This window comes from Planococcus sp. YIM B11945 (genome assembly GCF_050864155.1).
GTDB lineage: Bacteria > Bacillota > Bacilli > Bacillales_A > Planococcaceae > Planococcus.
Map to the genome: position 1 here is coordinate 148,195 of NZ_JBOZWR010000004.1, position 22,465 is coordinate 170,659.

A 22,465-nucleotide genomic window follows, 5' to 3' on the forward strand; every position below is an offset into this window, starting at 1 on the left:
ACTTTTAATATAAACAAGATCTGGAAGGCTAAGCCTCCAGATCTTGTTTATGCGGCAAAAGGATGGTGAATTTCGTTCCTTGCCCTTTTTCGCTTTCCACCTGAATGTCCCCATCATGCAGCGATACCAATTGCTTGACGATAGATAAACCAAGCCCGAATTGGCCGCTTCCTCGCGAGAAATCCGATTTGTAGAAGCGGCGCCAAATCAAATCGATTTCGCCGACGTCAATTCCGGTGCCGGTATCCTCCACTTCAATAACCATCTGCTCCGCTTTTTTATAGGCGCGCAAGTAAATTTTACCGTTTTCGGTAAATTGAATGCTGTTTTTCACGATATTAGTCAGGATTTGGATAAGCCGGTCCATGTCTCCGTAAATGATGTCTTCCGGTTGTGTTTCTACAATGAGGCGGTCGCCTTTTTCGGCTGCCTGTATTTCTAGTTGTTCCTGAATAATTTCGAGCAGCTCTTCCGCTTCAATTTCTTCTTTTTGAAGCGTGACTTGGTTGGAACGGATTTTTTCATAGTCGAGGTTCTCATTGACCAGCCGGATGAGGCGCTTTGTTTCCTCACTGACAAGGCGAATGCCTTTTTCCCGCTGGTCTTCCTCGATCATGTGGTTGCGCAGCCCTTCAATCACGCCGGCAATGGTTGTCAACGGTGTGCGCATTTCGTGAGACACGTCTGCCATAAACTGCCGCCGCCTGTTTTCCAAGCGTTCGATTTCTTCATTGGACTGCTGAAGCTTTCCGGCCATTTTGTTAAAGTCCTTTGCCAAATCGCCGATTTCATCAAAATTCGATTCGGGCAAATTTACGTCATAATGGCCTTCGCTAATCATTGACGTTGCTTTTTGCATGCGCTGGATCCGGCTGACGTGAAGCTTCGACAGCAGCAAACTGATGATCAATGCTACAGCAAGCGCGATGAGTATGGTGGTTACCAATGTTTTATTAAGCTCCGAAATCATTTCCCTTGTTCCACTGACAGGAGATGCCAGCAGCACGCCGCCAATCAATTCTTCATCATCGACATAGGGCAGCGCCACGAACGTGACGGTGTTTTCAAAACGCTCTACGTCCCGGTTGACCACAAGCGTTTCTCCGCGTTCAATGACGTTCCATTCTTCCCGTGTCAGTTCGACCGGTGGAAAAGCCCCGGAAAATGGATAAAGAATGCGGCTTTCCTGGTTAAAAACGATAAAGTCGATGTTTTGGGAGCGCAAAAGCGATACATAAGTCTGAAGGTCAGTTCCCGGACGCGCGCGTTCCAGTTCCCGCAAAATTTGCTGGCCGTATCGTTCCAGCTCTTGCGCTTTTTCTTCATAAGCAAAATCGTCGATATAGCGCACAAAAACGATGCTTAAAATCAAAAAAGCGATGAGCAAAACACTCAAGTGGCTGGCAATCAATTGATAAAAATACTTAATCCGCGGCTTCTTCAAATTTATACCCTACTCCCCAAACCGTATGGAACAGTTGGTCGCCGCCGGTTATTTTCTTGCGCAGCCGCTTGATGTGAACATCGACGGTGCGTTCGTCTCCATAAAACTGATAGCCCCATACTTGTTCGAGCAGCTGCTCGCGGCTGAACACTTGCTTTGGATGGTTTAAGAAAAACACGAGAAGGTCGAATTCTTTCGGAGTCAAACTTTCAACTTTTTCGCCATCTTTTTGAATGTCGCGTGTTTCTTTATTGACCATGAAATGCCGGGTTTGAATCGTGTCCGACACAGGTTCATTTTTTTGCGCACGCCGTGCTACTGCTTTGATGCGGGCCATCAAGGCTAATGGGCTGAACGGTTTGGTGACATAATCATCGGCGCCAAATTCAAAACCGATGACCTGGTCCGATTCGCTGTCTTTTGCTGTCAGCATGATGATCGGAACCGAATCTCCTTGTTCCCGGATTTTTCGGCAGAGCGTCATGCCATCCATTCCTGGCAGCATCCAATCCAAAATCAGCAAATCGTAATTGCCTGTTTTATAGGCTTCGTATCCTTCAAGTCCATCCGCTTTAAAGTCGCCTTGAACCCCTTCTTTCGAAAAAAACATTTCCAGCATGGAACTCACACTTGGATTATCTTCAACCACTAAAATTCTCATAACGCACCTCCACTTACTACTAAAAATAATTCACAGACTGAAAAGAAGCAAGCCAATAGAAAAAACCGCCTTTTCAACGAAAGGCGGTTTTTGTTTCTTTATGCTTTTTTCTCACGCGTTTTGAAGCGGTTAAACAAGTCCGTAATCATATCGTAATCGATATCGTAATTGTTTTCATAAGCGTACTTCACACCATATCCCAGTGCCAGCGTTAAGGCAGAGGCTACAGTTCCTCCAATGACCGAACCCGCTCCCGGAATGAATTTCAGCGCTTGGCGGTAAATGGTGTGCCCGAGCGTTTGAGTGGTCGTAATGACGATCATGTCTCTCGCTGCTTTTTTTGTCAGCGGCTTGTCATACAATTTGGATAACCGGATGATCAATCCGACTTGCAGCGACGTCAGCGGAATAACATCTGACCCTGGAATTGGAGATGCTCCGATCACACCTGCCGAAACTCCCGATCCGATGATCCAGCGGTTTGCAGCTGCGGATTTTTCTTTCATGCTTTTAGCGAAGAGAAGATCTTTCCCCTTCTTTTCGAGCAAAAAAAGGATCTCTTTCTTCAAGTTTTCCAGATTCTCGCCTGTTTTTGACGAAATGGCTACCACTTTGTATTTGTTTTTTGTATGATTTTTAACAAATTGGACGAGCGACGGAATATCTTCTGCCGCATCGATTTTATTCAAGACAATTAAAATGTCTTTGTTGTTTTTTTCAATGTCGATAAACTTCTCTTTTTCGCTGTCCGAAAACACCGTACCGGCTGCATTCAAGAAAAACAGCACAACGTCTGATTTTTGAACAAACTCAAGCGTTTTTTTCGGGTTTTCATCGTTTGGGTCGTTAAGTCCCGGCGTATCCATGAATTTGATGTTTTCAAGCCCGCGGATGTTATAAGGATCGATGCTGATTGTTTCGCCCGGCATCGGATTCGTGCTTGCGATATTTTCTCCGATGATTTTGTTGATCGTCGAAGACTTGCCCGCATTGACTTCGCCTATCAAAGAAATCAACAATTCCTGCTCAAGCAGATCGTTTACTTTTTTCATTTCATTTTCGAACATATTATCCATCACACGCATAACTTCTTCTTCGAATTCTTTTACCATGTTCCGGTTGCCCCCTTATGAATGATCTTCTTTGATTATAAACAATATATGCTTTTCAGGACATTCATTTAGTCTTCCAAATACGGTTTCAGCAGCAAATCGCCGTAATTCAGCAAGGTGTCCGTGTCGCGGATATGCTTTTTCGTTTCGCTGTTTTTCCCGCGTTTCCCCATTGATTCCATGTCGTATAATGCAGCCGGAAGCCGGGCTCCTGGAGCTTTATACAGCTGTTCGGACTGGATAAATGAACCCCCCGGCATGTAATAGCGCATGCCCAGCAGGTTTTTTTCGTATTGGAATAAATTATGGCCGATCATCGGTTCCTCATGTTCAATTCCAAGCAAAGCCAAAATGGTCGGCATGATGTCCACTTGCCCGCCCAACCGGTCCATCTGGGTTCCGTGAAAAAGGTTGCCACCAGTAAAAATCAATGGAATCGTAAATTGGTCTTTTAGCGAATATGGATGGCCGATAAATTCGCCAAGCAATGCCTGGTCTTCTTCTGTTACAAGCGAGCCGTGCATGCCCGAGTGATCACCGAAAATGGCAATCAGCGATTGGTCATAGAGTCCTTGGTCTTTCAACTCTTGAACAAAGGCACCAATTTGCTCGTCTGCGTAGCGGATGGACTGCAAATAATTGCCGACGTACATATCTTCGTAAGCTTCCGGCAAGTCCAGTGCCTGCATGTCTTCCGGCAGGACAAACGGCGTATGGCTCGTCACGGTGACAATATTCGAATAAATTCTGTTATAAGCATCAAGCTGCTTCGGCAATTGTTTTGCCGCAAAGTCAAACACCACTTCATCTGCAGGGCCAAACCCGACTTCTTTCTCTTTCGGCATTTCTTCGCTTGTGTAAACTTCTTCATAGCTAAGGACCGGATACAGTACGTCCCGGTTCCAGAACGTCACTTCGTCGGCGTGGTACGTAGCCGAGCCATAGCCGTATTGTTTTAGCGTCCGCGCAAGCGATGGCACTTCTTTGCCGTTCAAACTGTTCACTGTCGGAATCATTCCCTGGGCGTGCAATCCGGTATTGACAATCCATTCCGCGTCGGAAGTGGTTCCGGCTCCGATTTGCTGGAAAACGTTTGAGAAATATGCGCTTTCACTCAATAACCGATTCAAGTTCGGCGTGATTTCCTGGCCATTTACGGATTTTCCGATGACAAAATTTTGCAGCGATTCAACTTGGATCACAAACAAATGCCGATCTTGCGCGAGCCCAAATGTATCCTGATTTTTTACTTCTACAAACTCATTGCCTTTCAACGCCTCTAATTGTTTGGCCGACAAGCGATCCGACGAGGCATGGGCTTTTTCATCGGCACGATCGTATAATTGGACCACTTGGGACTGCAAATAGCCGTGCTCTTTAGCAAAATAAGACACATCAATTATTGGGTGTTTGAGTGCGTACACTGTCGTCCCTATACAAACAACAGCCAAACTTGCTGCAATCCATTTGAAAGAACGCGGCTGAGACGGCTTGTCCCATTTGCGCATGAACACTGCCAGCAGCACCGCATCCAGGAAAAACAGAAAGTCGAACGGATTTGACAGCATCATAATGGTATTGCCGACCGATCCCGATTGCGTCGTTTGCTGCAGATCGTAGTAAGATGGGACCGTCGAATAATAACGAATATATAATGTAATGGTAAAGAAAATGACCGAAACTAAAAAATTATAAATCCCTATTGCCAGCCAGGTGCGTTTTTTTACGCTCATTAAAACAATCGCCAGCACCATCGCCCACATTGGAAATTCAATGAATACGATCGAAGCAAGTGATTTTGTATCGAAAATGAGCACCCGAAAAGCAACCACTTTGATCAATAGCAAAAGAAACAAATACACGTATGGAAAACCAGTCGATTTTTTCACGGGAAGCACCTCCTTCTATGTGACGAATTGACTAAGAAGATGTTTCATTTTCCTCAGCTTCGCTTTCATTTTTTCAGAATTTTATTTCCACAAACGCCTCGCTGAATAGTTAACTCCTTCTATTGCAACTTCATAAACATCGGGATTTGAAAGCTGTTTCCATTCTTCAAACCCGTAATTTCCAATAATCCGCTTTAATAATAGCCCCATCATATTTCCATGAGTAATGAGAATGGTCTGATTCGGCGCATTTTCCAACACCGCCATTCCGCGTTCTGTTGCTTGGCTGCCTGATTCGCCTCCGGGCAATTTCAACTCAAGATCCTCAAAAGATGCTTCCAGCCGCTTCATCCAATCCGGCAGATCAGCTAAACTCAAAACTCGTTCCGCTAATCGGCCATCGATTTCAATGTTCATCCCGAGACTGTTGGCGAGAGGATCGCCCGTCTGAATCGCACGCAAAAAAGGACTTGAAATGATATGTTCGACAGAACGATCTTTAAAAAAATCGATCAATTCTATTGCTTGTGCCCTTCCCTTATCCGTTAGCTCTGCTTCAGGCGGTTGGCCGGCCGCTTGGCAATGGCGCACCAAATAAATTGTTCTTTTCATCTTCTTCTCCCCTAATTCCTTTTGCGGATCGTTTCTTTGTTCGCTTCAAATGTCTCAATGCAAAAGCCTTCTTCATTGGTCCATTCCTTAAACAGCATGTCTTTATAACTAGTATACCTATTATTTATCAGTTCTTCACCTAACCAATCTTTTGTTTTGCCGCAAATGAAGAAAATCATTTTTTTGCTTGGCTCCATTAATCGATTCCAATTTTTGCAGTATGCGTCCAATTATCGTTAAAGAAGATCAGCGAGACAGCCTTGCAGAAATTTGAAAGAGTATGGTAAGCGGCCGTTCTTTTATGAACAGCCGTTTATAATTCTTTTTCCCCATTTTTTGCTTTGTAAGCAAAAAACTCCGAAACAGTTGCCTGTTCCGGAGTTCTCCTTATATTTTCGTTAACAAGTTAGCCATTTCTATCGCACTGACTGCCGATTCCCATCCTTTATTTCCTGCTTTTGTGCCAGCCCGTTCAATTGCTTGTTCAATCGATTCGGTCGTCAACACTCCGAAAATCACTGGAATGCCTGACTGCTCGCTTGCCCGCGAAACACCTTTTGCCGCTTCAGCGCACACATAATCGAAATGAGGCGTGGCACCTCTAATAACGGTTCCCAGTGTAATTACCGCATCGTAATTTCCGCTCATCGCCATTTTCTTTGCCACCAGGGGAATTTCAAACGCTCCCGGCACCCAGGCAATTGAGACGTTTTCATCTGCAACGCCGTGCCGCTTCAGTGCATCTTCCGCTCCCCCTAATAACTTGCTCGTAATAAATTCATTAAAACGGCCGACTACGATTCCGATACGCAAACCTTCACCAATTAAATAGCCTTCATATAAATTAGCCATGATCATTCTCCTTTAAAAGTTCAGCATATGGCCGAGCTTTGATTTTTTTGTTTTCATATACGCTTCGTTTTCTTCTTTTGCCGGCATTTCAATTGGCAGCCGTTCCATAATTTCCAGGCCATAGCCGCCGATGCCAGCAATTTTCCGCGGGTTGTTCGTTAGCAGCTTCATCTTCTTGACGCCCAGGTCGCGCAATATTTGCGCACCGATTCTATAGTCGCGCAAATCATCTGCGAACCCGAGCCGATGATTTGCTTCAACGGTGTCGCAGCCTTTCTCCTGCAGCTCGTAGGCTTTTAGCTTATTGATGAGCCCAATGCCCCGGCCTTCTTGGCGCATATACAGCAGAATGCCTGAACCGGCTTCGTTTATTTGCTGAAGTGCGGCTTTTAACTGCGGGCCGCAATCGCATTTATTGGAGCCAAAAACATCACCGGTCAAACATTCCGAATGAACACGGATCAACACTGCCTCCTCCGGGTCAATGCTTCCTTTTACAAAAGCAATATGTTCTTTTCCGTTTAATATTTCCGTATAGCCAAATGCACGGAAATCGCCGTATTCCGTCGGCAACCCCACTTCCGCTTCACGGGAAATCAGCTTCTCGTTTTTTTGTTGATAGGAAATCAATTCTTGGATCGTTAATATGCCAAGGCCAAGGCGCTCTGCCACTTTCTGCAAATCGTCTACGCGGGCCATCGTACCGTCTGGATTCATAATTTCGCAGATGACGCCAGCAGGCGAAGAGCCGGCAAGTTTTGCCAAATCGACGGCGGCTTCTGTGTGGCCTGCCCGGCGCAGTACCCCGCCCGTTTTAGCAATCAGTGGGAACACATGGCCGGGCCGTTTGAAATCGGCAGCTTGCGCATTCGGATCCAGCATGCTTTTAATGGTGTGTGACCGCTCGAACGCACTGATTCCCGTTGTCGTATCTTTATGGTCGATACTGATTGTAAAAGCCGTGCCGTATTCATCGGTGTTTTGATCGGTCATTAAACCGAAAGCGAGCCGCTTGGCCAGTTTTTCATCGACCGGAACGCAAATCAGCCCTCTGCCTTCTGTTGCCATTAAATTCACCATTTCAGGCGTGGCAAATTCTGCAAGCGCGATAAAATCGCCTTCATTTTCACGGTTTTCGTCATCTACGACAATGACAGCTTTGCCTTCCTTTAAATCGCGGACTGCTTCTTCTACGGTGTAGAACATACGTATCGCCTCCTGTTAAAATCCGTGCTCCGAAAGCCAGTTTCGGGTCATTTTCGGTTCTGTCTGTTGAATTCGTTCCGTATATTTGGCGAGCAAATCGCATTCAATATTGACTCGTGAGCCAATTCCTTTTTCGCCAATCAGCGAATCTTGGACCGTTGTCGGAATTAATGAAATCGTCGCAGTATTGCGGCCCACTCCAAATACCGTAAGCGAAGTCCCATCTACAGCAATCGATCCTTTAAGCATCATGTATTTCATAAGGGACGCTTCCAGTTCAATGGTTTTCGTCACCGCATTCGCTTCTTTTTTCACGGCTCGAATCACGCCAACGCCATCGATATGGCCGCTGACAAAATGGCCGCCAAAGCGCCCATTGGCCGGCATCGCCCTCTCCAGATTCACACGCGAACCTGTTTTCAATTCTGAGAGGGTTGTGGATTTGACTGTTTCCGGTATAGCGTCTACCGTAAATGCATTCGCTGAAAATGTAGAGACTGTTAAACAAACACCATTGACGGCAATGCTGTCGCCTCTTTTCACATCTCCTAAAACGAATGAGCAAGAAATGGTTAGTTCCATGGACTGCGGTTTTGTCTGAACGGAGATGACGCGTCCGACTTCTTCAACAATTCCCGTAAACATGCATCGTCCTCCTCTCGGTTCTGACATCAGCCGGCGTTCAATAAGCCAATTAATGCCCGTCACATAACGGATTAAAGGTGGGTGTCTGCTTCTAAAAAGGCATAGAAAGGCCTTTGGGCGAAATACAGCAAATTTTAAGTATACCGTTACGTACGGGTTTGCATTTGGCAGACTGGGCTGCCGGCAAAAAAATAGAATGGGTATCATCCACCGCGGGGCAATTGGGCAGTGAATAAAGGATGGAATTAAAAACTGATTCTCCCGCAAAAATAGCATCGCTTAAAAAGCACAAAACAGAACACGTTTACGAATTTCTTCGCAAGCGGCTTATTTTGAAAAAACGTCTATCCGCCATAAAGAGGGTTGGCGGCACGTGTGCGGCATTTATTTTATAGGCATCAGCAAACGCTTTTTTCAAACTCCCAGCCGGATAGCACCTTCTTAAAACAAGGCATTCAGCTTCAAAGTTTGAGGTCAACAAATAAACAATGGAACGAGTTCCCATTGAACACTTGTATACCTTATGTACGCAAAACTTAGTTTTGTTTTTTGGCAAACAAAAAAGTCGCACATGACGATGTTCTCTTCAAACTCTTCTCCCATCCAGACTTTAACTGTCGGTGCCGGATTTTCACCAGCTCCACCGATCTCGAAAAGCGCAGGCTCATGCTCAGCCCCGACAAGCGCTGGAGGACTTGCAGATTACGGCGTCTTTTGCCGTGATTAGCAAGGCCGAAGCGACCTCTAGGGGCTATGCGCCGGAGCTAGACATTACGAAAAGCACAGGCGCAAAAGCACATGCAAATTTCTGAGATCGGGTCACGGACTTGCAGGTTCCTGCTCACCGCCGGTAAGGAATTTCACCTTGCCCCGAAGAATTTGATTCGATTATTCGTCCGTTTCATAGTAGCATAAAAAGAAAAACCATTCGCCTATTTATGTGCTTTTAAAAAAGGAGGTTCCAAATGGCCCATCAATTATTGGTCAAAGGCGTCGATGTGGATCCCGAGACGCGCTGTGCCCATTACCATTCCGAAATCGACCGCATCGCCATCAAATTTTACTGCTGCGGCATTTATTACCCTTGCTTTGAATGCCATAAAGCAGCCGGCTGCGGAAAGCCAAAAGTCTGGCCAACAGAACGGTTTGATGAGAAAGCGGTGCTTTGCGGTTCCTGCGGCCATGAGCTGACGGTTAACGAATATTTGGCTTGTGCATCCGCATGCCCAGCTTGTTCAGCACCGTTTAATCCCGGCTGCAGTTTGCATAAGCATTTGTATTTCGGATAACACGAACGCGATCCTCCTCACTTTTAAGTGGGTAAATATAAATTTCCGGTATAAGAAAAGCGAAACCCTATAAAAGGATTTCGCTTTTTGCCTAATCTGTCTGAACTATTTCTCTGGATGCTGCAAGAAATTATTTTTCCTGCCGTTAGTGAAAACTGAGCAGTTTTCGTATTCTTTAACGGTTAAATTTTGCCTTCTTCTATGAGGACTTTTTCAAATGCATCTACGACTTCTTTATCGTAATGAGTATGGACCAATCGCTTTAGTTCATCTAAAGCATATTTGGCATCAAATGCCTTCCGATAAGCTCGATCTTCCGTCATAGCATCAAACGTGTCACTTACAGCGATAATCCGAGACTCTAAAAGGATTTCGTCTTTTTTCAAACCAAGTGGATACCCTGTCCCGTCCAACCGTTCATGATGCTGTGCAATGATTGGACAAAGTTCTTCATAGATAGTGCCTTTCAACATTTTAGCGCCATCAGCCGGATGTTTTTTAATCATAGCAAATTCTTCATCGGTAAGGCGAGATGGTTTATTAAGGATATTTTCAGGAATATGGATTTTTCCAATATCGTGTAATAAAGATGCCTCTGCAATCATACCTAATTGCCCAGCATTTAAATGCAGTTGTTTCGCTATTTTCGCCGCATATTCTGCAACCCGGTCACTATGCATATATGTGTAGCGATCTTTTTTCTCTACTTGCTTAACTATATCCATCAAGGAAGATACTTCTTTGCTTACATGTACAAAAACAGATTCAGTCACTACCCAAAGGAAGGTAAAATCAGATAAAGTCGTAAAATGGATAGGTTCCGTCAGGCCTTGAGCAGTAAAGTGATCTTGAGGCCCGAATATTAATTTTTCGCCATCAATTTCACAAGTAACTTCTCCTGATAAAATAAAGTAAAATTCCATCGCGTTCGGATTATCGGAAGGATAAATGTAAAAAAGCCTGTTTTTTTCTATTGAATGCACCAAAACTTCCGCTCCATTGCCGCGAGCCAATAAACTGATTTCACTGACGTCAAACTTTACTTTTTCAAGGGAGGTTCCCTTTTTGCTCGCTCTGAATCCTTTCACACTATTCCCTCCAATAGTTCATCAAAAAAAAAAGAGTTCTATAATAAGAACTCTTTTCATTATACAAAAAATAATCAGAAAATACTATATAATTAATTTCTTCCAATTAGTTTAATTGGATCAATCCATACCCATTTATGACCGAAACGAACAAGTTTCCAGCTGCATTCTGCACGGACGCCTTTTGTTTCAGCTTTTTCAATTGCATCGTTAGACATATCAAGCGTTTTATCATAGCACTTCTGAATGACTTCATTTAGTTTGTTGATATAACTCTTGGTTAATTTTACGTAATCAGATTTTTCCGTCAAATTTTCAGCTAACTCTTCAATTGCCGCAGTAATCTCTTCATCGGAAACGTTTCTTCCAGATGCTACAAGAGCCATAAACTCTTCAATATCTTCCTCTAGCAAATTGATTTTCTTTCTTGTTTTTTTAGTATCGGCTGCTATTTTCTCCTCTAACTCTTCAATTTTTTTATTCATTTTACTAACATCCTTCGAGTTATATGAACCTGATCGAACAGCTTGAACAAGTTTTTCTTTTTCTTGTTTTAATTGAAGAACTTTAGTTTCTTCTTTGCCGCGTATTTTACTCAAATAATCGTTTTGCAGTTTATCCGCTTCCTTAACAGCAGTAGCAATCTTTGAATCAATTGCCGTATTGGCGTCTTCAATTATTTTTAATCCTTGGGCATACTCTTTGTCTCCTGTGCCATGAGCAAACACATGGGTACTAAACCCAAAAAATAATGATACAGCAAGCAGAACTAAAAATATTTTTTTCATCGTAAAGCCTCCATTTTAATGTATTGGTATCAACTTTTCCTCTATAACTGTCTCGTACATATATACTTGGTCTTTACCTTTTCTTTTGGCTTCATAAAGAGCTGCATCAGCCATTTGGATCAGTGCTTGTATGTCTTCCCCATCTTTCGGAAAGCTGGCTACTCCCAAACTGATGCTTAAATGTACTTTTTCATTTTTTTCGCTGCAGATATTCAGTTCTTTAACTTTTTTCCTTATGGATTCGGCATGAAAACAGGCAGCTTCTTTTGTGATATCTGGAAGAAGCAGGACAAATTCTTCTCCACCAAATCGAGCAGCCGTAAATTTATCTTGCCGGCTTTGTTTAAATACTTGCCCTACGGCAGCAATTGCCTCATCCCCTACTGAGTGGCCAAAATTATTGTTTACGTGGCGAAGATTATCCATGTCTCCGAAAATCAAAGACAAAGAAGTTCCGTTTTTCTTGCAGGCTAAGTATGACTGATGTATTTTTTCATCGAAATACCGATAGTTATGAATTCCGGTTTTTTCATCAATGTAAATCAGCTCAGCTTTATTGGCCTTTTTTAACAAATTTTGTAATAGCAAGGCCGGTGCAATTAAGAACAGAATCAAATAGGGATTGTAAAGATAAGTGATGGCTAGGATTGCTCCAGTTATCAATAGAAGCCCTTCAGTAAAAACCGTATCCGCTTCAATTGCCGGACCCGTCTTCCACGCTATGCCTTCATCCAAACTAATAAGAGTATTGATCAAAAAAATACGCAAGATCCCAAAAAGCAAGGTATTTAGAAATAGCGCAATGGTAAATAAAAACTCGGAGTCTGGAGCCACATTGGAAATTTCCACAAAAACAAAATGGCTGATAAAACCTACAATAATAGTTGATGAAGCATTGAAGTCTGGACCCAGGAAAGGTTCGGAATGCTTTTTTCTTAGTCGATCAGCCATATTAATTAGGCAAGACACAACTACACTTAATGCAAAGAGAGGGAAGGGCAAAATAATAAGCGCCGCAAATTCAATGACACATCCGATTCCTGCAGAAAGCTTTGAATCGACGAAATCAAACAGTCCTCCATGGCGGGCTATACAGACAAGCAGCAGCCAAGTGAGAAATGTAGGCGAAGACAATTCACTGGTTGAGATGGGTTCAAAACTCCAACTGCATAAGAAAATAGCAATAGCAGTTACATTGCATGTTCTAATAAGATTTAATGCCTGTTTGGGATGTCCTTTGTTCATCACCCTTCACCTCTTCAAAAAGTGCATCCGTTCAGTACGGTATTGCTCCCCCCCATTTAATGTGAATAAGCCGACCTTGTAGTGAACAAATTCAAGCAAGGTCTTTTCAACAAAGTTTCTTAACTCAAAGCAAGGTTAATCTTGGACATATTCCGCCAGGCCAAAGTGGACCACCATATATTGCTTGGCTGTTGATCCAAATTTGCTGCTGCATCCACCATATGCGATAATTCAAAATCGCTTTTCACATAGGTGATTAGACAAGACAATAGCGCTTTCAATTTCATTAAGTATCCTCCTTTTCCTCAAAATAGTAAGTAGGTTCGAAAATCCCTTCTTGCCTTTGGCATAAACTTTCTATCTGCTCTTTCATGATGTACCCATAAAAAAGGACTATTCAATTGTGAATAGTCCTTAAACCATTCGGCAGCCCAGCCATCGTAGATTATTTTCATAATCCTTAGATCTGTGGTTTTGCGCCCCTGCTTTTCAGCAAGTTTGCCCTTTCGTTTAAATTTTTAAATCTTATTGAATAATAAGATTAGTTCGTTAATTAGTTTCATCATAAGGTTCTTATTACCCATTGTCAACAAAAAAAGTGGTTTAAACGAATCTTTTCATTCACCGAATCTCATGCTCAAAGAACTAGTTTTATCTTCTTGGAAATTTTGAAAAAGGGATAGTTGCGAACAAAAAGGAAGAGAAGAACCTTTAGGCCAACGGTGTTGCGCTCATCAGCAGACAGCTATAAAATCCAATTAAGGTTCACTCGGGAAAGGATTTCCATACGCAACGGCCGGTTGGCGAGAGAAGGTAGACCGAATAAAGTCCGGTTTTCATATTTTTTTCTAAGCCATCAAGCTATTGTCCCATCTGCATAGGCCTAAAACTCGCATTATTTTGCCTTCGCTGTTTTTACTAGCCATTCTCCTTTAGTCCTTCTTTCTGTTCTCTTTTTTAATAATAATTTCCACTTTCCTTAAAGAATTATCCTATTCTATATTTCAAAAGGTGCAAAAAGTTATACATTATAGAAGAATAATTAAATGTTATAAATTTCACAAAAGAGATTAAAGAGGTATATAAAGGGTATTCTACTTAATGTAAGAACAAAATTAGCAAGGAGGAAACAACATGAACCATGTCAAAGCACTTGTTATTAAATTCATTATGATTGCACTCGTACTTTTAATTATTTTGACAGGGATTTACGATGTGGAGTTCGACAAAACACTATTGATCAGCCTTGTGCTGACGGTGCTTGCTTATGCACTGGGAGATCTGATGATTTTCAGAAAGGCTGGCAACCGAGCTGCGAATGACCGAAACAGCAACAATCATTCTGACCGCCATGACCGCGAAGCGGACCATAAGAAACGGAATGTGATGGCAACGATTGCTGATATCGTCCTTTCTTTCCTGGTCATTTGGCTGTTAGGCGATGCCTTGGTCGAGAACGCTGAAGACATTATGCAAGCAGCACTTATCTCCGCCTTGGTTATTGGCGCTGGGGAATGGTTCTTCCATAAATACTTGGATAAAAACGTCTTTCCTGAAAAAGATGGACGCGCTGCAACTGGAAATGACCGTCATTAATGTGCCAGAATTTGAATAGTGAACTGCCCTCCCTCCTGATGGGACGGCAGTTTTTCTATTTTTACCTAGTGAAAATGCAGGAGTGGAACGACTTTTTATATATAGAACATAGCTTCTGCAACCTTAGTATTCGCTAACTTATTAACATCCTAAAACCTTCTTTATTTTTATATCAGGTGTAAAGTATACTTTTATAAACCAAAAGGAAGAGGGAATGCTTAAAACAAAGCATTTCCTCTTCCTTTTACTTCAAATAAGCTTTATTCCTTGCTGCTTCTGATATCTGCAATTTTGTATACCGGATAGAAAGCTATTTAAAGTAATTCGCCAGCAATTCGATTGAAAGTTAATCATGGACATCAATATAGTTTAAAAGTTCCTTATAAATTAAGGGTTTACTGAAGTAATACCCTTGCCCTTTATCACACCGGTAGCTGGATAGCAACTCCGCCTGTTTTTTTGTTTCTACGCCTTCTGCAACGACTTCCATATTCAAGTTGTGAGCCACTTCAATAATCGCTTTTATAATCGCTTTTTTTGAATCGTCTGTTTCTAATTGATTCACAAAGGAACGATCTACTTTTAAACAGTCGATTGGCAGTTTGGTCAAATAGCTCAGCGAAGAATAGCCGGTGCCGAAGTCGTCTAAGGAGATTTTGATTCCCAGCTTCTTGATTCGCTTTAATTTCTCAATTATCTTATCAATATCATATAAGGCAACGCTTTCCGTAATTTCCAAGTTCAAATATTCGGCGGGAAATCCGGTTCTTTTTAACAAGAGTTCTATCTTCTCTACAAATGAATCTTGCAGCAGCTGTCTTCCCGAGATGTTGACATTCAAGACCAAAGGCAGATTCACTTTTTTCATGTCATAAATAGCCGTTTCTAACACCCAATCCCCTATCTGATTGATATGGCCGCTTTTTTCTGCCAACGGAATGAAATCCAATGGAGAAATATTTCCATATTCGGGATGCTCCCATCGTATTAAGGCTTCAACCCCTTCAATTTCCGAAGAACCTAATCGAACTTTGGGTTGGTATACAAGATGGAATTGGTTTAAATTCATTGCCTTTTGCATATCGTTCGTAATTTTGTTGACTTTAAGAATTTCGGCGCTGATGGAATGATTGTAAAAACTATAATTCTGCCGTCTGTTTTCACTTTGTTTTGAATGATACATCGCGATATCGGCGTTACGCAGAAGTGACTCTACATCTTTTCCATGTTCTGGAAAAAGACTGATTCCTATCGTCGGAACCACTTTTATATCACTGGAAAGTGCGAGCGGAACTTTGGTTATAATTTCTTGGACCAATCTTTCAATTTCTTGTGTTTTTTCATACTCAACGATAGCTACAAACTCATCTCCACCATATCGGGCAACAAAACCGCTAGTGGACATTAATTCTTCCATTTCCATCGCAGTTTCTTTGATTAATTCGTCTCCTGCATGATGGCCAAAAGTGTCATTTACTATTTTAAATTGATCGAGATCAACAAATAGCAAAGCCAACTTTGTTTCTGTTTCTCGTGCTTCATTCAGCTTTTCGTTGATTTTTCTGTAAAATAAATTCCGATTAGGAAGGCCCGTTAGCGTATCGTAGTATGCCAGTTGATTTACCATTTCCAAGGCATTCTTTTTCTCGGTTACATCTAGCAAGGTGCCCATTAATGCAGGCTTATTCTTGTATGTTATCACAGAAGAACGCAATTCAACCGTTATTTTTGAACCGTCTTTTTTTAATAGAGTAATTTCCTGGCTGCCATTGTCTTTTCCGCTTAAGAAGGCTCCGACTCTTTTCAATACCAGTTTTATGCTCTCCTCGTCCAATAGCTGATCATAATTCATTCCCAGTAATTCCTCTTGCGTATAACCGGTCATCTCTGTCATTTGAGAATTTACATAGTGGTATTTGCCATCTTGGGAAATATAGACCCCTTGAGCGCTTTTTTCCACTAAAGTTCGATACTGAGCTGTAGCTTCCGCCAATTCGGCTTCCTGTAATACTTTCGCCGTAATATCCTGAGTCACGCCATTATAGCGCCTAATCTGACCTTCTTCGTCCAAAACGGGAGTCCCTTTTGTCATGACCCAAACGGCTGATCCATCTTTTTTATAAGCCGTATACTTCAACTCGAACGGGACCTTTTTTTCCTTAGAAAGATGAAAATTGCCTTCAATGTTTTTACTCTCCTGACGAAAAAGAATGGTTAATATATCGAAGTTCGACAGTTCATTGGGCTTGTAGCCATATAATTGCTCCAACCCCTCGGTCAGAGCCAGTTCCCTTGTTCTAAAATCATAGGACCAAAAAACAATATGGACATCTTCTCCCATAAAATCCAAGTTGTCTTGGTCCGTGTTTTGAAAAAAAGAGCGGAGACTTTTTATTTCGACCACACTATCCGTGGCAATAAATTTCATCTTCTTAACTCCCTTGGCTCGAAATATTTTAAACCAACCACTTTATGCAGTTTCTTTAAAGTGCTGCCTGTCGCACAAATGCCTGAACACCTGCTATCTTATTTTCTTTATCGGTCAATTTTTAAGATTTTTTAGAGTAGTTTCCAATCATGATTTATTAGAATACCGTTTTAAAGTTTTTGAGCTTTTCATTGTCCGAATTGCATCTTCCTATCGCAAGAGAAGATGTAAGTTTTAATACATATTGATAATGCTTTTCTGATCTTCATACATTTGGTGACATACTTCTGGCAAGCTCTACTCTCTTAATTCTGATGAACCGATTTGTAAAAGTGGTTTATAAAAGAACTTCTGCATAAAAAAGGAAGACCAAACGCCTGTTAGGATAAGCAGCTTGGTCTTCAAGTATAAATTTTAGCGTTTTATTGAGATTTGTATGAAATGTTTAAGTATCCAGATTGAATCAGCATTTCTTTCTTCTAACTAAAGTACAGCAATTCCTCAAAAACGATGGCTTAAAAAATCCATAACCACGCCAAAATCCTCTTTTTCTCTATCCCGTATAGACTTGGTCGTAAGGGAAGCGGTAATTCTCTTTCTTCGGCTTCAGCAGAATCAGGAAAAGGGTCAACGGTCCGATGCGGCCGATAAACATCAACATAGAAATCAAGACCTCGCCTATATTGCTCAAGTCCGCGGTGATACCCATCGACAACCCGACGGTGCCAAAAGCGGAAACCACTTCAAACGCGAGCGGAAGGAAAGGAAGCGGTTCAAAAATCATCAACAAAAACATAAACAACAAAACCACCAGCATGCTGATCGTCGTAACGGCCAACGAGCGGATGATGACTTCAGACCGAATGGAACGGCCAAAGATATCCGGTTCCTTGCGCGTCTGCAAAAAAGCAATCGAAGCGAGGACGACCACAATAAAGGTGCTGAGTTTAATGCCGGAAGCCGTAGAGGCAGTGCCTGCTCCAATGAACATCAGGACCATGGTGAACAACAACGTCGGATCTTCCATGACGCCATAATCCAACACGTTGAACCCGGCAGTTCGGGGAGTCACGCCGGTAAAATAGGAGGCAGTCAGCTTATCCCACAACGAGAAGTTCCCGATAGTCTTGGGGTTGCTGGACTCCAAAATGAAAACGGTCAAGGTCGCCAGGAAATTGAGTAAGATTGTCCCTGTCACCATCAGCTTGGTGTGCAGCGACCATTGGCGGAACGATTTTTTTTGGTAAATGTCCATTATGACTGTAAAGCCCAGTCCTCCAAGGATAAACAGGCTGGACAATAAAAGGGTCACAAAAGGATCCCCTGCAAAACTCATCAGGTTATCGGAAAACAAAGCAAATCCGGCATTATTAAAGGCGGAAATGACATGGAAGACACTTAAATGCAAGGCTTCTTTTATGCCGTAGGCAGGCAGCCAATACAAAGTCAGAATGATTATACCCAACGCTTCTACGATGAAGACAAAACTAAGAATGATTTTAACCAGACGGATAATGCCGCCCACTGAGTGTTGCGAAAAGGATTCCTGCAGATACATGCGGTTCTGGAGTCCGATTTTCTTTCGGAACAGCAAAAGCAAAGCGGTGCCAAAAGTCATCAATCCAATGCCCCCGAATTGAATCAGGACCAGCAGCACACCTTCTCCGAAAGCAGTAAGCATAGTGCCGGGGTCAAATACGCTCAAACCCGTCACGGTTGTGCCGGAAGTGGCGGTGAAAAGGGCATCCACCCACGAAATGGGGCTGGTAGTAGCCATTGGCAATTTCAACAACAGCGTGCCAACAAAGATAAGAAACAGAAAACTTCCCGCAATCAGAAAAGGAGGGGAGATTGAACCCCGCTTCTTTTTCATGGACTTCATAACATGCACCTCTAAATTCTAAGAATAAAAACCAATGGCTTTTCTCAACAAACAACTAAACTTACTTACATGACAGCTTGTTTGATAAAACAACTGAAATGCATATTGAAGTTCGATTAAAGCCCCTTATCTTCAAAGCGCTTCAAATCTTCTTTATGGCCAATGATTACCAAGACATCCTTTAGGCGGATCTCATCTTCCGGGAGTGGGACAATGTTTACGTCCTCCCCGCGCTTGATGGCCAGGATGGTGCAGTTGTAGCGCGTCCGGATGTCTAATTCCCTCAAGGTTTTCTCCGCTACTTTTTTCGATGCAACCAGTTCAACAATGCTGTACTCTGCAGACAGGTCAATGTAATCAATGATTTTTTCAGAATCCATATGATGGGCAATGCGGATCCCCATCTCATGTTCCGGTTGGATAACCCGATCGGCTCCTACTCGTTCCAGGATTTTTTGATGCTGTAAGTCTCGAGCCTTTACCCAGACGTTTGTCACGCCCATCTCCTTCAACATCAACGTACATAATACACTGGATTGAAGGTTATCGCCGATGGCCACGATGGCGTGGTCAAAATTCCGTACACCGAGCGACTTCAATACATTCTCATCCGTTCCGTTCGCCACGAGGGCTTGGGTTGAATGGTCCGATACACCCATGACTCTTTCTTCATCTGTATCAATAGCAAGTATCTCATGTCCCAACCGGTGCAGCTCTTTGCAGGCACTCGTTCCGAATCTGCCAAGACCGATGATTACAACTTGTTTTTCCACTACTTCCCCCTCTTTCCTGCTGTTTTTCTCCAACAAAAAAAACCATCACAAATAGAATGGTCTTAGGCTATGCCTTTGGCCCTTCTCTCGAATTACACAATAACGCTTACGGGGTTAGCTGCCGGATTAGGAATGGAGAGTATCCCTTCTTACATAAGTAAGATTCACCCCAGATAGGAATGGCTTCTATCAAATGTGGTTCCCCCGCTCAATTAAGATTCAGCGATTAAAAGGTAGGTTCATATATATTTTCAACAAAGTAAAAACTACGCTTCTTTTTTAAGCATGTCAATGTTTTTAAATAAGTAATGAATTTTCAAATTGCATGGAGTTGAAAGTGTATAGCCGCGGCATGGGGAACTGGTCTCCCTGAGGACTTGGTCTCCCTGAGGACTTGTCTTTCTCTTCTCGATTTGTCAAAGCGGCTTTTACAAAGCTAAATTCAAACTCAATGATTACGAGTCCGAAAGCGCCGGTCAATTTTTCCAAATCCTAAAATCAATAGAGCAACAAAAAGGCTTATCTGACGTAGATGGAGGAGAATGTGAATAAACCCTTTATTCTTCTTGCTGAAATATGGACAAAGGAATTTACAATTTCACCACATTTGACAATAGCCAAATTACTGCCGCAGATATGTACAAGAAAGACCACTTATTCATTAATTAATAGCCAGCAAAATAATAAGCAAATTAATGTGAGGCAAGAGAAAACCGATTCTGCTAATGATCACAGAATCGGTTCAAAACAGCTAAGAACCATAAAAGAACCTTCATAACGTGCCACAATACGTTACAAAGGTTCTTTTATTTTTGACTTCTATATAAATGAATTGATTTTTGTTCACCAACAGTATAAAAGTAACATCCTGTAAAAACGCTGACCACCATTAAACGACGGGAGCATTTGTTAACAGTTCATCCGCTTGTCGGAGAATTTCCCACCCGCATGCACATAACAATTTGCTCACCTGTTGAACGCATGATCCGTCTGCCTGTATCTTCGAACCCCGCTTTGACGTACAAGCGCTGGGCCGGAATATTCCGCGCATTAACGCCCAGCACCACTTCGTTGAAATTGGAAAACTCACTTAAGATAAATTCGGGCAGCGCATAGATCGATCCTGTCGCAATGCCTCGTCCCTGAAATTTCGGATTCACGGAATAACCCCGCAGCAAGAGCGCCTTTGGATTATTCGAATACTTTTTCCGGTCGTCTGATTCATCCAGTTCAAAAAAGCCAGCCACTTCTTCGCCCGCTTTGATGACGATCAAGTGTTTCAGCGGGTTTTCTGCGTCGCGCTTGATGATGTCTTGGGGCAATCCAGTGAACTCCAGCTGATCGGACGGCAAATCGTATTTGACCGCGACTTTTGAGGTGTAACGGTGAAGAGAAACGTCTTTTCGCTTGATCATAGTCTTGTCTCCAATCGGTTAACTCGAAATTAGTTTGACACAATCACGTGCTGTGTTTCACCAGGCAGCTCGCTTAACGCTTTGCGCAAAAACTCTGGCTGCAAAGCCATTTGCGGCACTTCGGAAAATGGAACCCACTGGTACAGTAAACGCTTGCCTTCTGGTCCATGGAATGAGCCGGTCTGAAAATACGGTTGGTCTTCTGTTCCGTGAATCAGGTAATAAAAGCCGATTTCATGGAATTTCCGACCGTCGTACGAAAAGAAATTTTCCACCACACACAGCAAGCGGTCCACTTCTACAGCCACGTCCAGTTCTTCTTTCATTTCCCGCTCCAAACAGGCTTTTGACTCTTCTTGCATTTGCGCACGTCCACCCGGCAATGCCCAGTGCAGATCACCCGCTTGTTTATGAAGCAGCACGTGGCCATTTTCAATCCACACACCCGCTACCCGAAAATTAAACACTTGGTTTTCCAGTTCGAAAGTCGTATCCACCAGCCAGCACTTCCTATTCTTTTTCTAACGTTACCACAACAATTTCCGGTAAATTAAAGACACGGAGGGGAAATCCGCTATTGCCAAGCCCGCGGCTGAGCACGAGCTGGGTGCTGTCTTTTCGAAAAACGCCTTCAGTCATCTGCGGAAACCAGCCCTGTCCCGGAGCAATCAACCCGCCAATTCCTGGAATGCGGATCTGGCCGCCATGGGCATGGCCCGCAAATACCACATCAACGCCTTCTTCGACATACACATTGAACATTTCAGGGCGGTGGGACAGCAGCAGCGTAAATGCATCGCCCATGTCCGCTTCTACAAGCGACTCACGGATAAACTCGTCTTCTAACGTCGAAGTGTCGAGCAGTGGATCGTTGATGCCTGCAATTTGAAGGGATTCCCCTTCTTGCTCCCACATGACGCTTTCATTCATCAGCACCTTAACGCCGCGGGCTTCCAGTGCTTCGGTAATTTCATCGATTTTATTTACCGCGACTTCGTGATTGCCGATGACGAAGTACACTTCGCTCATTTCCACCAAAGCATCCACTAACGTCAGGCTTGCCTGTAAATCATAGCGATTGCTGTCGATCAAATCGCCGGTCAAAAAAATCGCATCCGGCTTGGCCGCCTTTACCTTTTTGATCAATAACGACTGGCCTTTGCCAAAAGTCGCGTTATGTAGATCGGAGACTTGCACAATTTTCTTGCCTGCAAAAGCTTCCGGCAAATCCGGTGAAGCGATGGTGTATTCTGTCGTCTGCACCCATTTATTGTTCACCCAGACAAATCCCCATGCCATCAGCACAAGAATCAGCAGGACAATGATTTTTTTCATAAAATGGCCTCTATTCACATTAGATTGTTGCAGTCAAAACGGACGCGTTGTCCTTTTAGGGTGACGGTCTTCGAAAAGATGCCTAACTGCGGCCGCTTGCACTTAAAATGCGCGAGCCGCTTCCCTGCGTTTTTTCCGTTAATTCATCAACTTCCCTCTATTTTAACAGGAATTAACGAAAAAAGAAGCGGTTAGCCATGGCTGC

The 22,465-nt window shown here is 43.0% G+C and carries 21 protein-coding genes, 1 pseudogene and 2 riboswitches; of the genes and pseudogenes, 3 read left to right on the forward strand and 19 right to left on the reverse strand.

Annotation, left to right across the window (positions count from 1 at the left end):
• Positions 1-28 precede the first annotated feature (28 nt).
• The 9 genes from ACRRQV_RS08720 to ribE form a co-directional block, all read right to left on the reverse strand.
• Entirely contained in the window at positions 29-1,444 is a 1,416-nt protein-coding gene (locus ACRRQV_RS08720) for an ATP-binding protein (RefSeq protein ID WP_432529803.1), read from the reverse strand.
• Positions 1,425-2,105 carry a response regulator transcription factor gene (locus ACRRQV_RS08725; protein WP_432529805.1) on the reverse strand — a complete coding sequence of 227 codons (681 nt, stop codon included), beginning with the start codon at positions 2,103-2,105 and terminating at the stop codon, positions 1,425-1,427. The genes ACRRQV_RS08720 and ACRRQV_RS08725 overlap by 20 nt, the downstream gene beginning before the upstream one ends.
• 98 nt (positions 2,106-2,203) lie before the next feature.
• A complete protein-coding gene (locus ACRRQV_RS08730; RefSeq protein WP_432529807.1) occupies positions 2,204-3,217 on the reverse strand; it encodes a GTPase in 1,014 nt (337 codons plus the stop codon).
• Positions 3,218-3,285: 68 nt separating this feature from the next.
• Positions 3,286-5,106 (reverse strand): LTA synthase family protein, encoded by a 1,821-nt coding sequence (locus ACRRQV_RS08735; protein WP_432529809.1) that lies wholly within the window; start codon positions 5,104-5,106, stop codon positions 3,286-3,288.
• A gap of 81 nt (positions 5,107-5,187) precedes the next feature.
• Positions 5,188-5,718, reverse strand: coding sequence for a histidine phosphatase family protein (locus tag ACRRQV_RS08740; protein WP_432529811.1), 531 nt, complete (start codon positions 5,716-5,718; stop codon positions 5,188-5,190).
• An 11-nt stretch (positions 5,719-5,729) separates the two neighbouring features.
• Entirely contained in the window at positions 5,730-5,915 is a 186-nt protein-coding gene (locus ACRRQV_RS08745) for a hypothetical protein (RefSeq protein ID WP_432529813.1), read from the reverse strand.
• A gap of 190 nt (positions 5,916-6,105) precedes the next feature.
• Positions 6,106-6,570: a 6,7-dimethyl-8-ribityllumazine synthase gene (gene ribH, locus ACRRQV_RS08750; protein ID WP_432529815.1), complete on the reverse strand. Its 465-nt coding sequence runs from the start codon at positions 6,568-6,570 to the stop codon at positions 6,106-6,108.
• A 12-nt stretch (positions 6,571-6,582) separates the two neighbouring features.
• Positions 6,583-7,776: a bifunctional 3,4-dihydroxy-2-butanone-4-phosphate synthase/GTP cyclohydrolase II gene (locus ACRRQV_RS08755; RefSeq protein ID WP_432529817.1), complete on the reverse strand. Its 1,194-nt coding sequence runs from the start codon at positions 7,774-7,776 to the stop codon at positions 6,583-6,585.
• A gap of 15 nt (positions 7,777-7,791) precedes the next feature.
• On the reverse strand, positions 7,792-8,421 hold the full coding sequence (ribE, locus tag ACRRQV_RS08760; protein WP_432529819.1) for a riboflavin synthase: 630 nt from the start codon (positions 8,419-8,421) through the stop codon (positions 7,792-7,794).
• 965 nt (positions 8,422-9,386) lie between these two features.
• Here ribE and ACRRQV_RS08765 point away from each other — a divergent pair.
• Positions 9,387-9,710: a CHY zinc finger protein gene (locus ACRRQV_RS08765; RefSeq protein ID WP_432529821.1), complete on the forward strand. Its 324-nt coding sequence runs from the start codon at positions 9,387-9,389 to the stop codon at positions 9,708-9,710.
• Positions 9,711-9,892: 182 nt separating this feature from the next.
• On the opposite strand, the gene ACRRQV_RS08770 is transcribed toward ACRRQV_RS08765, so the two are convergent.
• The 4 genes from ACRRQV_RS08770 to ACRRQV_RS08785 form a co-directional block, all read right to left on the reverse strand.
• Complete coding sequence (locus ACRRQV_RS08770; protein ID WP_432529823.1) at positions 9,893-10,798, reverse strand: HD-GYP domain-containing protein; 906 nt, start codon at positions 10,796-10,798, stop codon at positions 9,893-9,895.
• A gap of 92 nt (positions 10,799-10,890) precedes the next feature.
• Complete coding sequence (locus ACRRQV_RS08775; RefSeq protein WP_432529825.1) at positions 10,891-11,586, reverse strand: hypothetical protein; 696 nt, start codon at positions 11,584-11,586, stop codon at positions 10,891-10,893.
• Positions 11,587-11,601: 15 nt separating this feature from the next.
• Positions 11,602-12,831: a GGDEF domain-containing protein gene (locus ACRRQV_RS08780; protein WP_432529827.1), complete on the reverse strand. Its 1,230-nt coding sequence runs from the start codon at positions 12,829-12,831 to the stop codon at positions 11,602-11,604.
• A 119-nt stretch (positions 12,832-12,950) separates the two neighbouring features.
• Complete coding sequence (locus tag ACRRQV_RS08785; RefSeq protein WP_432529829.1) at positions 12,951-13,118, reverse strand: hypothetical protein; 168 nt, start codon at positions 13,116-13,118, stop codon at positions 12,951-12,953.
• Positions 13,119-13,253: 135 nt separating this feature from the next.
• Positions 13,254-13,344, reverse strand: a riboswitch (cyclic di-GMP riboswitch).
• A 621-nt stretch (positions 13,345-13,965) separates the two neighbouring features.
• Between ACRRQV_RS08785 and ACRRQV_RS08790 the strand changes: the two genes are divergently transcribed.
• A complete protein-coding gene (locus tag ACRRQV_RS08790) occupies positions 13,966-14,427 on the forward strand; it encodes a YndM family protein (protein ID WP_432529831.1) in 462 nt (153 codons plus the stop codon).
• A 346-nt stretch (positions 14,428-14,773) separates the two neighbouring features.
• Here the strand turns inward: ACRRQV_RS08790 and ACRRQV_RS08795 are convergent, their stop codons facing one another.
• From ACRRQV_RS08795 to ACRRQV_RS08805, 3 genes are all read right to left on the reverse strand, one after another.
• On the reverse strand, positions 14,774-16,855 hold the full coding sequence (locus ACRRQV_RS08795) for a sensor domain-containing protein (protein WP_432529833.1): 2,082 nt from the start codon (positions 16,853-16,855) through the stop codon (positions 14,774-14,776).
• 553 nt (positions 16,856-17,408) lie between these two features.
• Positions 17,409-18,737 carry a TrkH family potassium uptake protein gene (locus ACRRQV_RS08800; RefSeq protein WP_432529835.1) on the reverse strand — a complete coding sequence of 443 codons (1,329 nt, stop codon included), beginning with the start codon at positions 18,735-18,737 and terminating at the stop codon, positions 17,409-17,411.
• A 116-nt stretch (positions 18,738-18,853) separates the two neighbouring features.
• The gene (locus tag ACRRQV_RS08805; RefSeq protein ID WP_432529837.1) at positions 18,854-19,510 is read right to left on the reverse strand and encodes a potassium channel family protein; all 657 of its coding nucleotides are present in this window, start codon (positions 19,508-19,510) and stop codon (positions 18,854-18,856) included.
• An 88-nt stretch (positions 19,511-19,598) separates the two neighbouring features.
• Positions 19,599-19,745: riboswitch (cyclic di-AMP (ydaO/yuaA leader) on the reverse strand.
• Between the two features lie 72 nt (positions 19,746-19,817).
• On the opposite strand from ACRRQV_RS08805, the pseudogene ACRRQV_RS08810 reads away from it, so the two are divergent.
• A pseudogene (locus tag ACRRQV_RS08810) lies at positions 19,818-20,161 on the forward strand (linear amide C-N hydrolase); the annotation flags it as partial.
• Positions 20,162-20,427: 266 nt separating this feature from the next.
• Here ACRRQV_RS08810 and ACRRQV_RS08815 read toward each other — a convergent pair.
• The 3 genes from ACRRQV_RS08815 to ACRRQV_RS08825 are packed head-to-tail and all read right to left on the reverse strand — an operon-like array spanning position 20,428 to position 22,260.
• Positions 20,428-20,925: a GNAT family N-acetyltransferase gene (locus ACRRQV_RS08815; RefSeq protein ID WP_432529839.1), complete on the reverse strand. Its 498-nt coding sequence runs from the start codon at positions 20,923-20,925 to the stop codon at positions 20,428-20,430.
• Positions 20,926-20,954: 29 nt separating this feature from the next.
• A complete protein-coding gene (locus ACRRQV_RS08820; protein ID WP_432529841.1) occupies positions 20,955-21,422 on the reverse strand; it encodes an NUDIX hydrolase in 468 nt (155 codons plus the stop codon).
• Positions 21,423-21,435: 13 nt separating this feature from the next.
• On the reverse strand, positions 21,436-22,260 hold the full coding sequence (locus ACRRQV_RS08825; protein ID WP_432529843.1) for a metallophosphoesterase: 825 nt from the start codon (positions 22,258-22,260) through the stop codon (positions 21,436-21,438).
• Between the last annotated feature and the right edge of the window lie 205 nt (positions 22,261-22,465).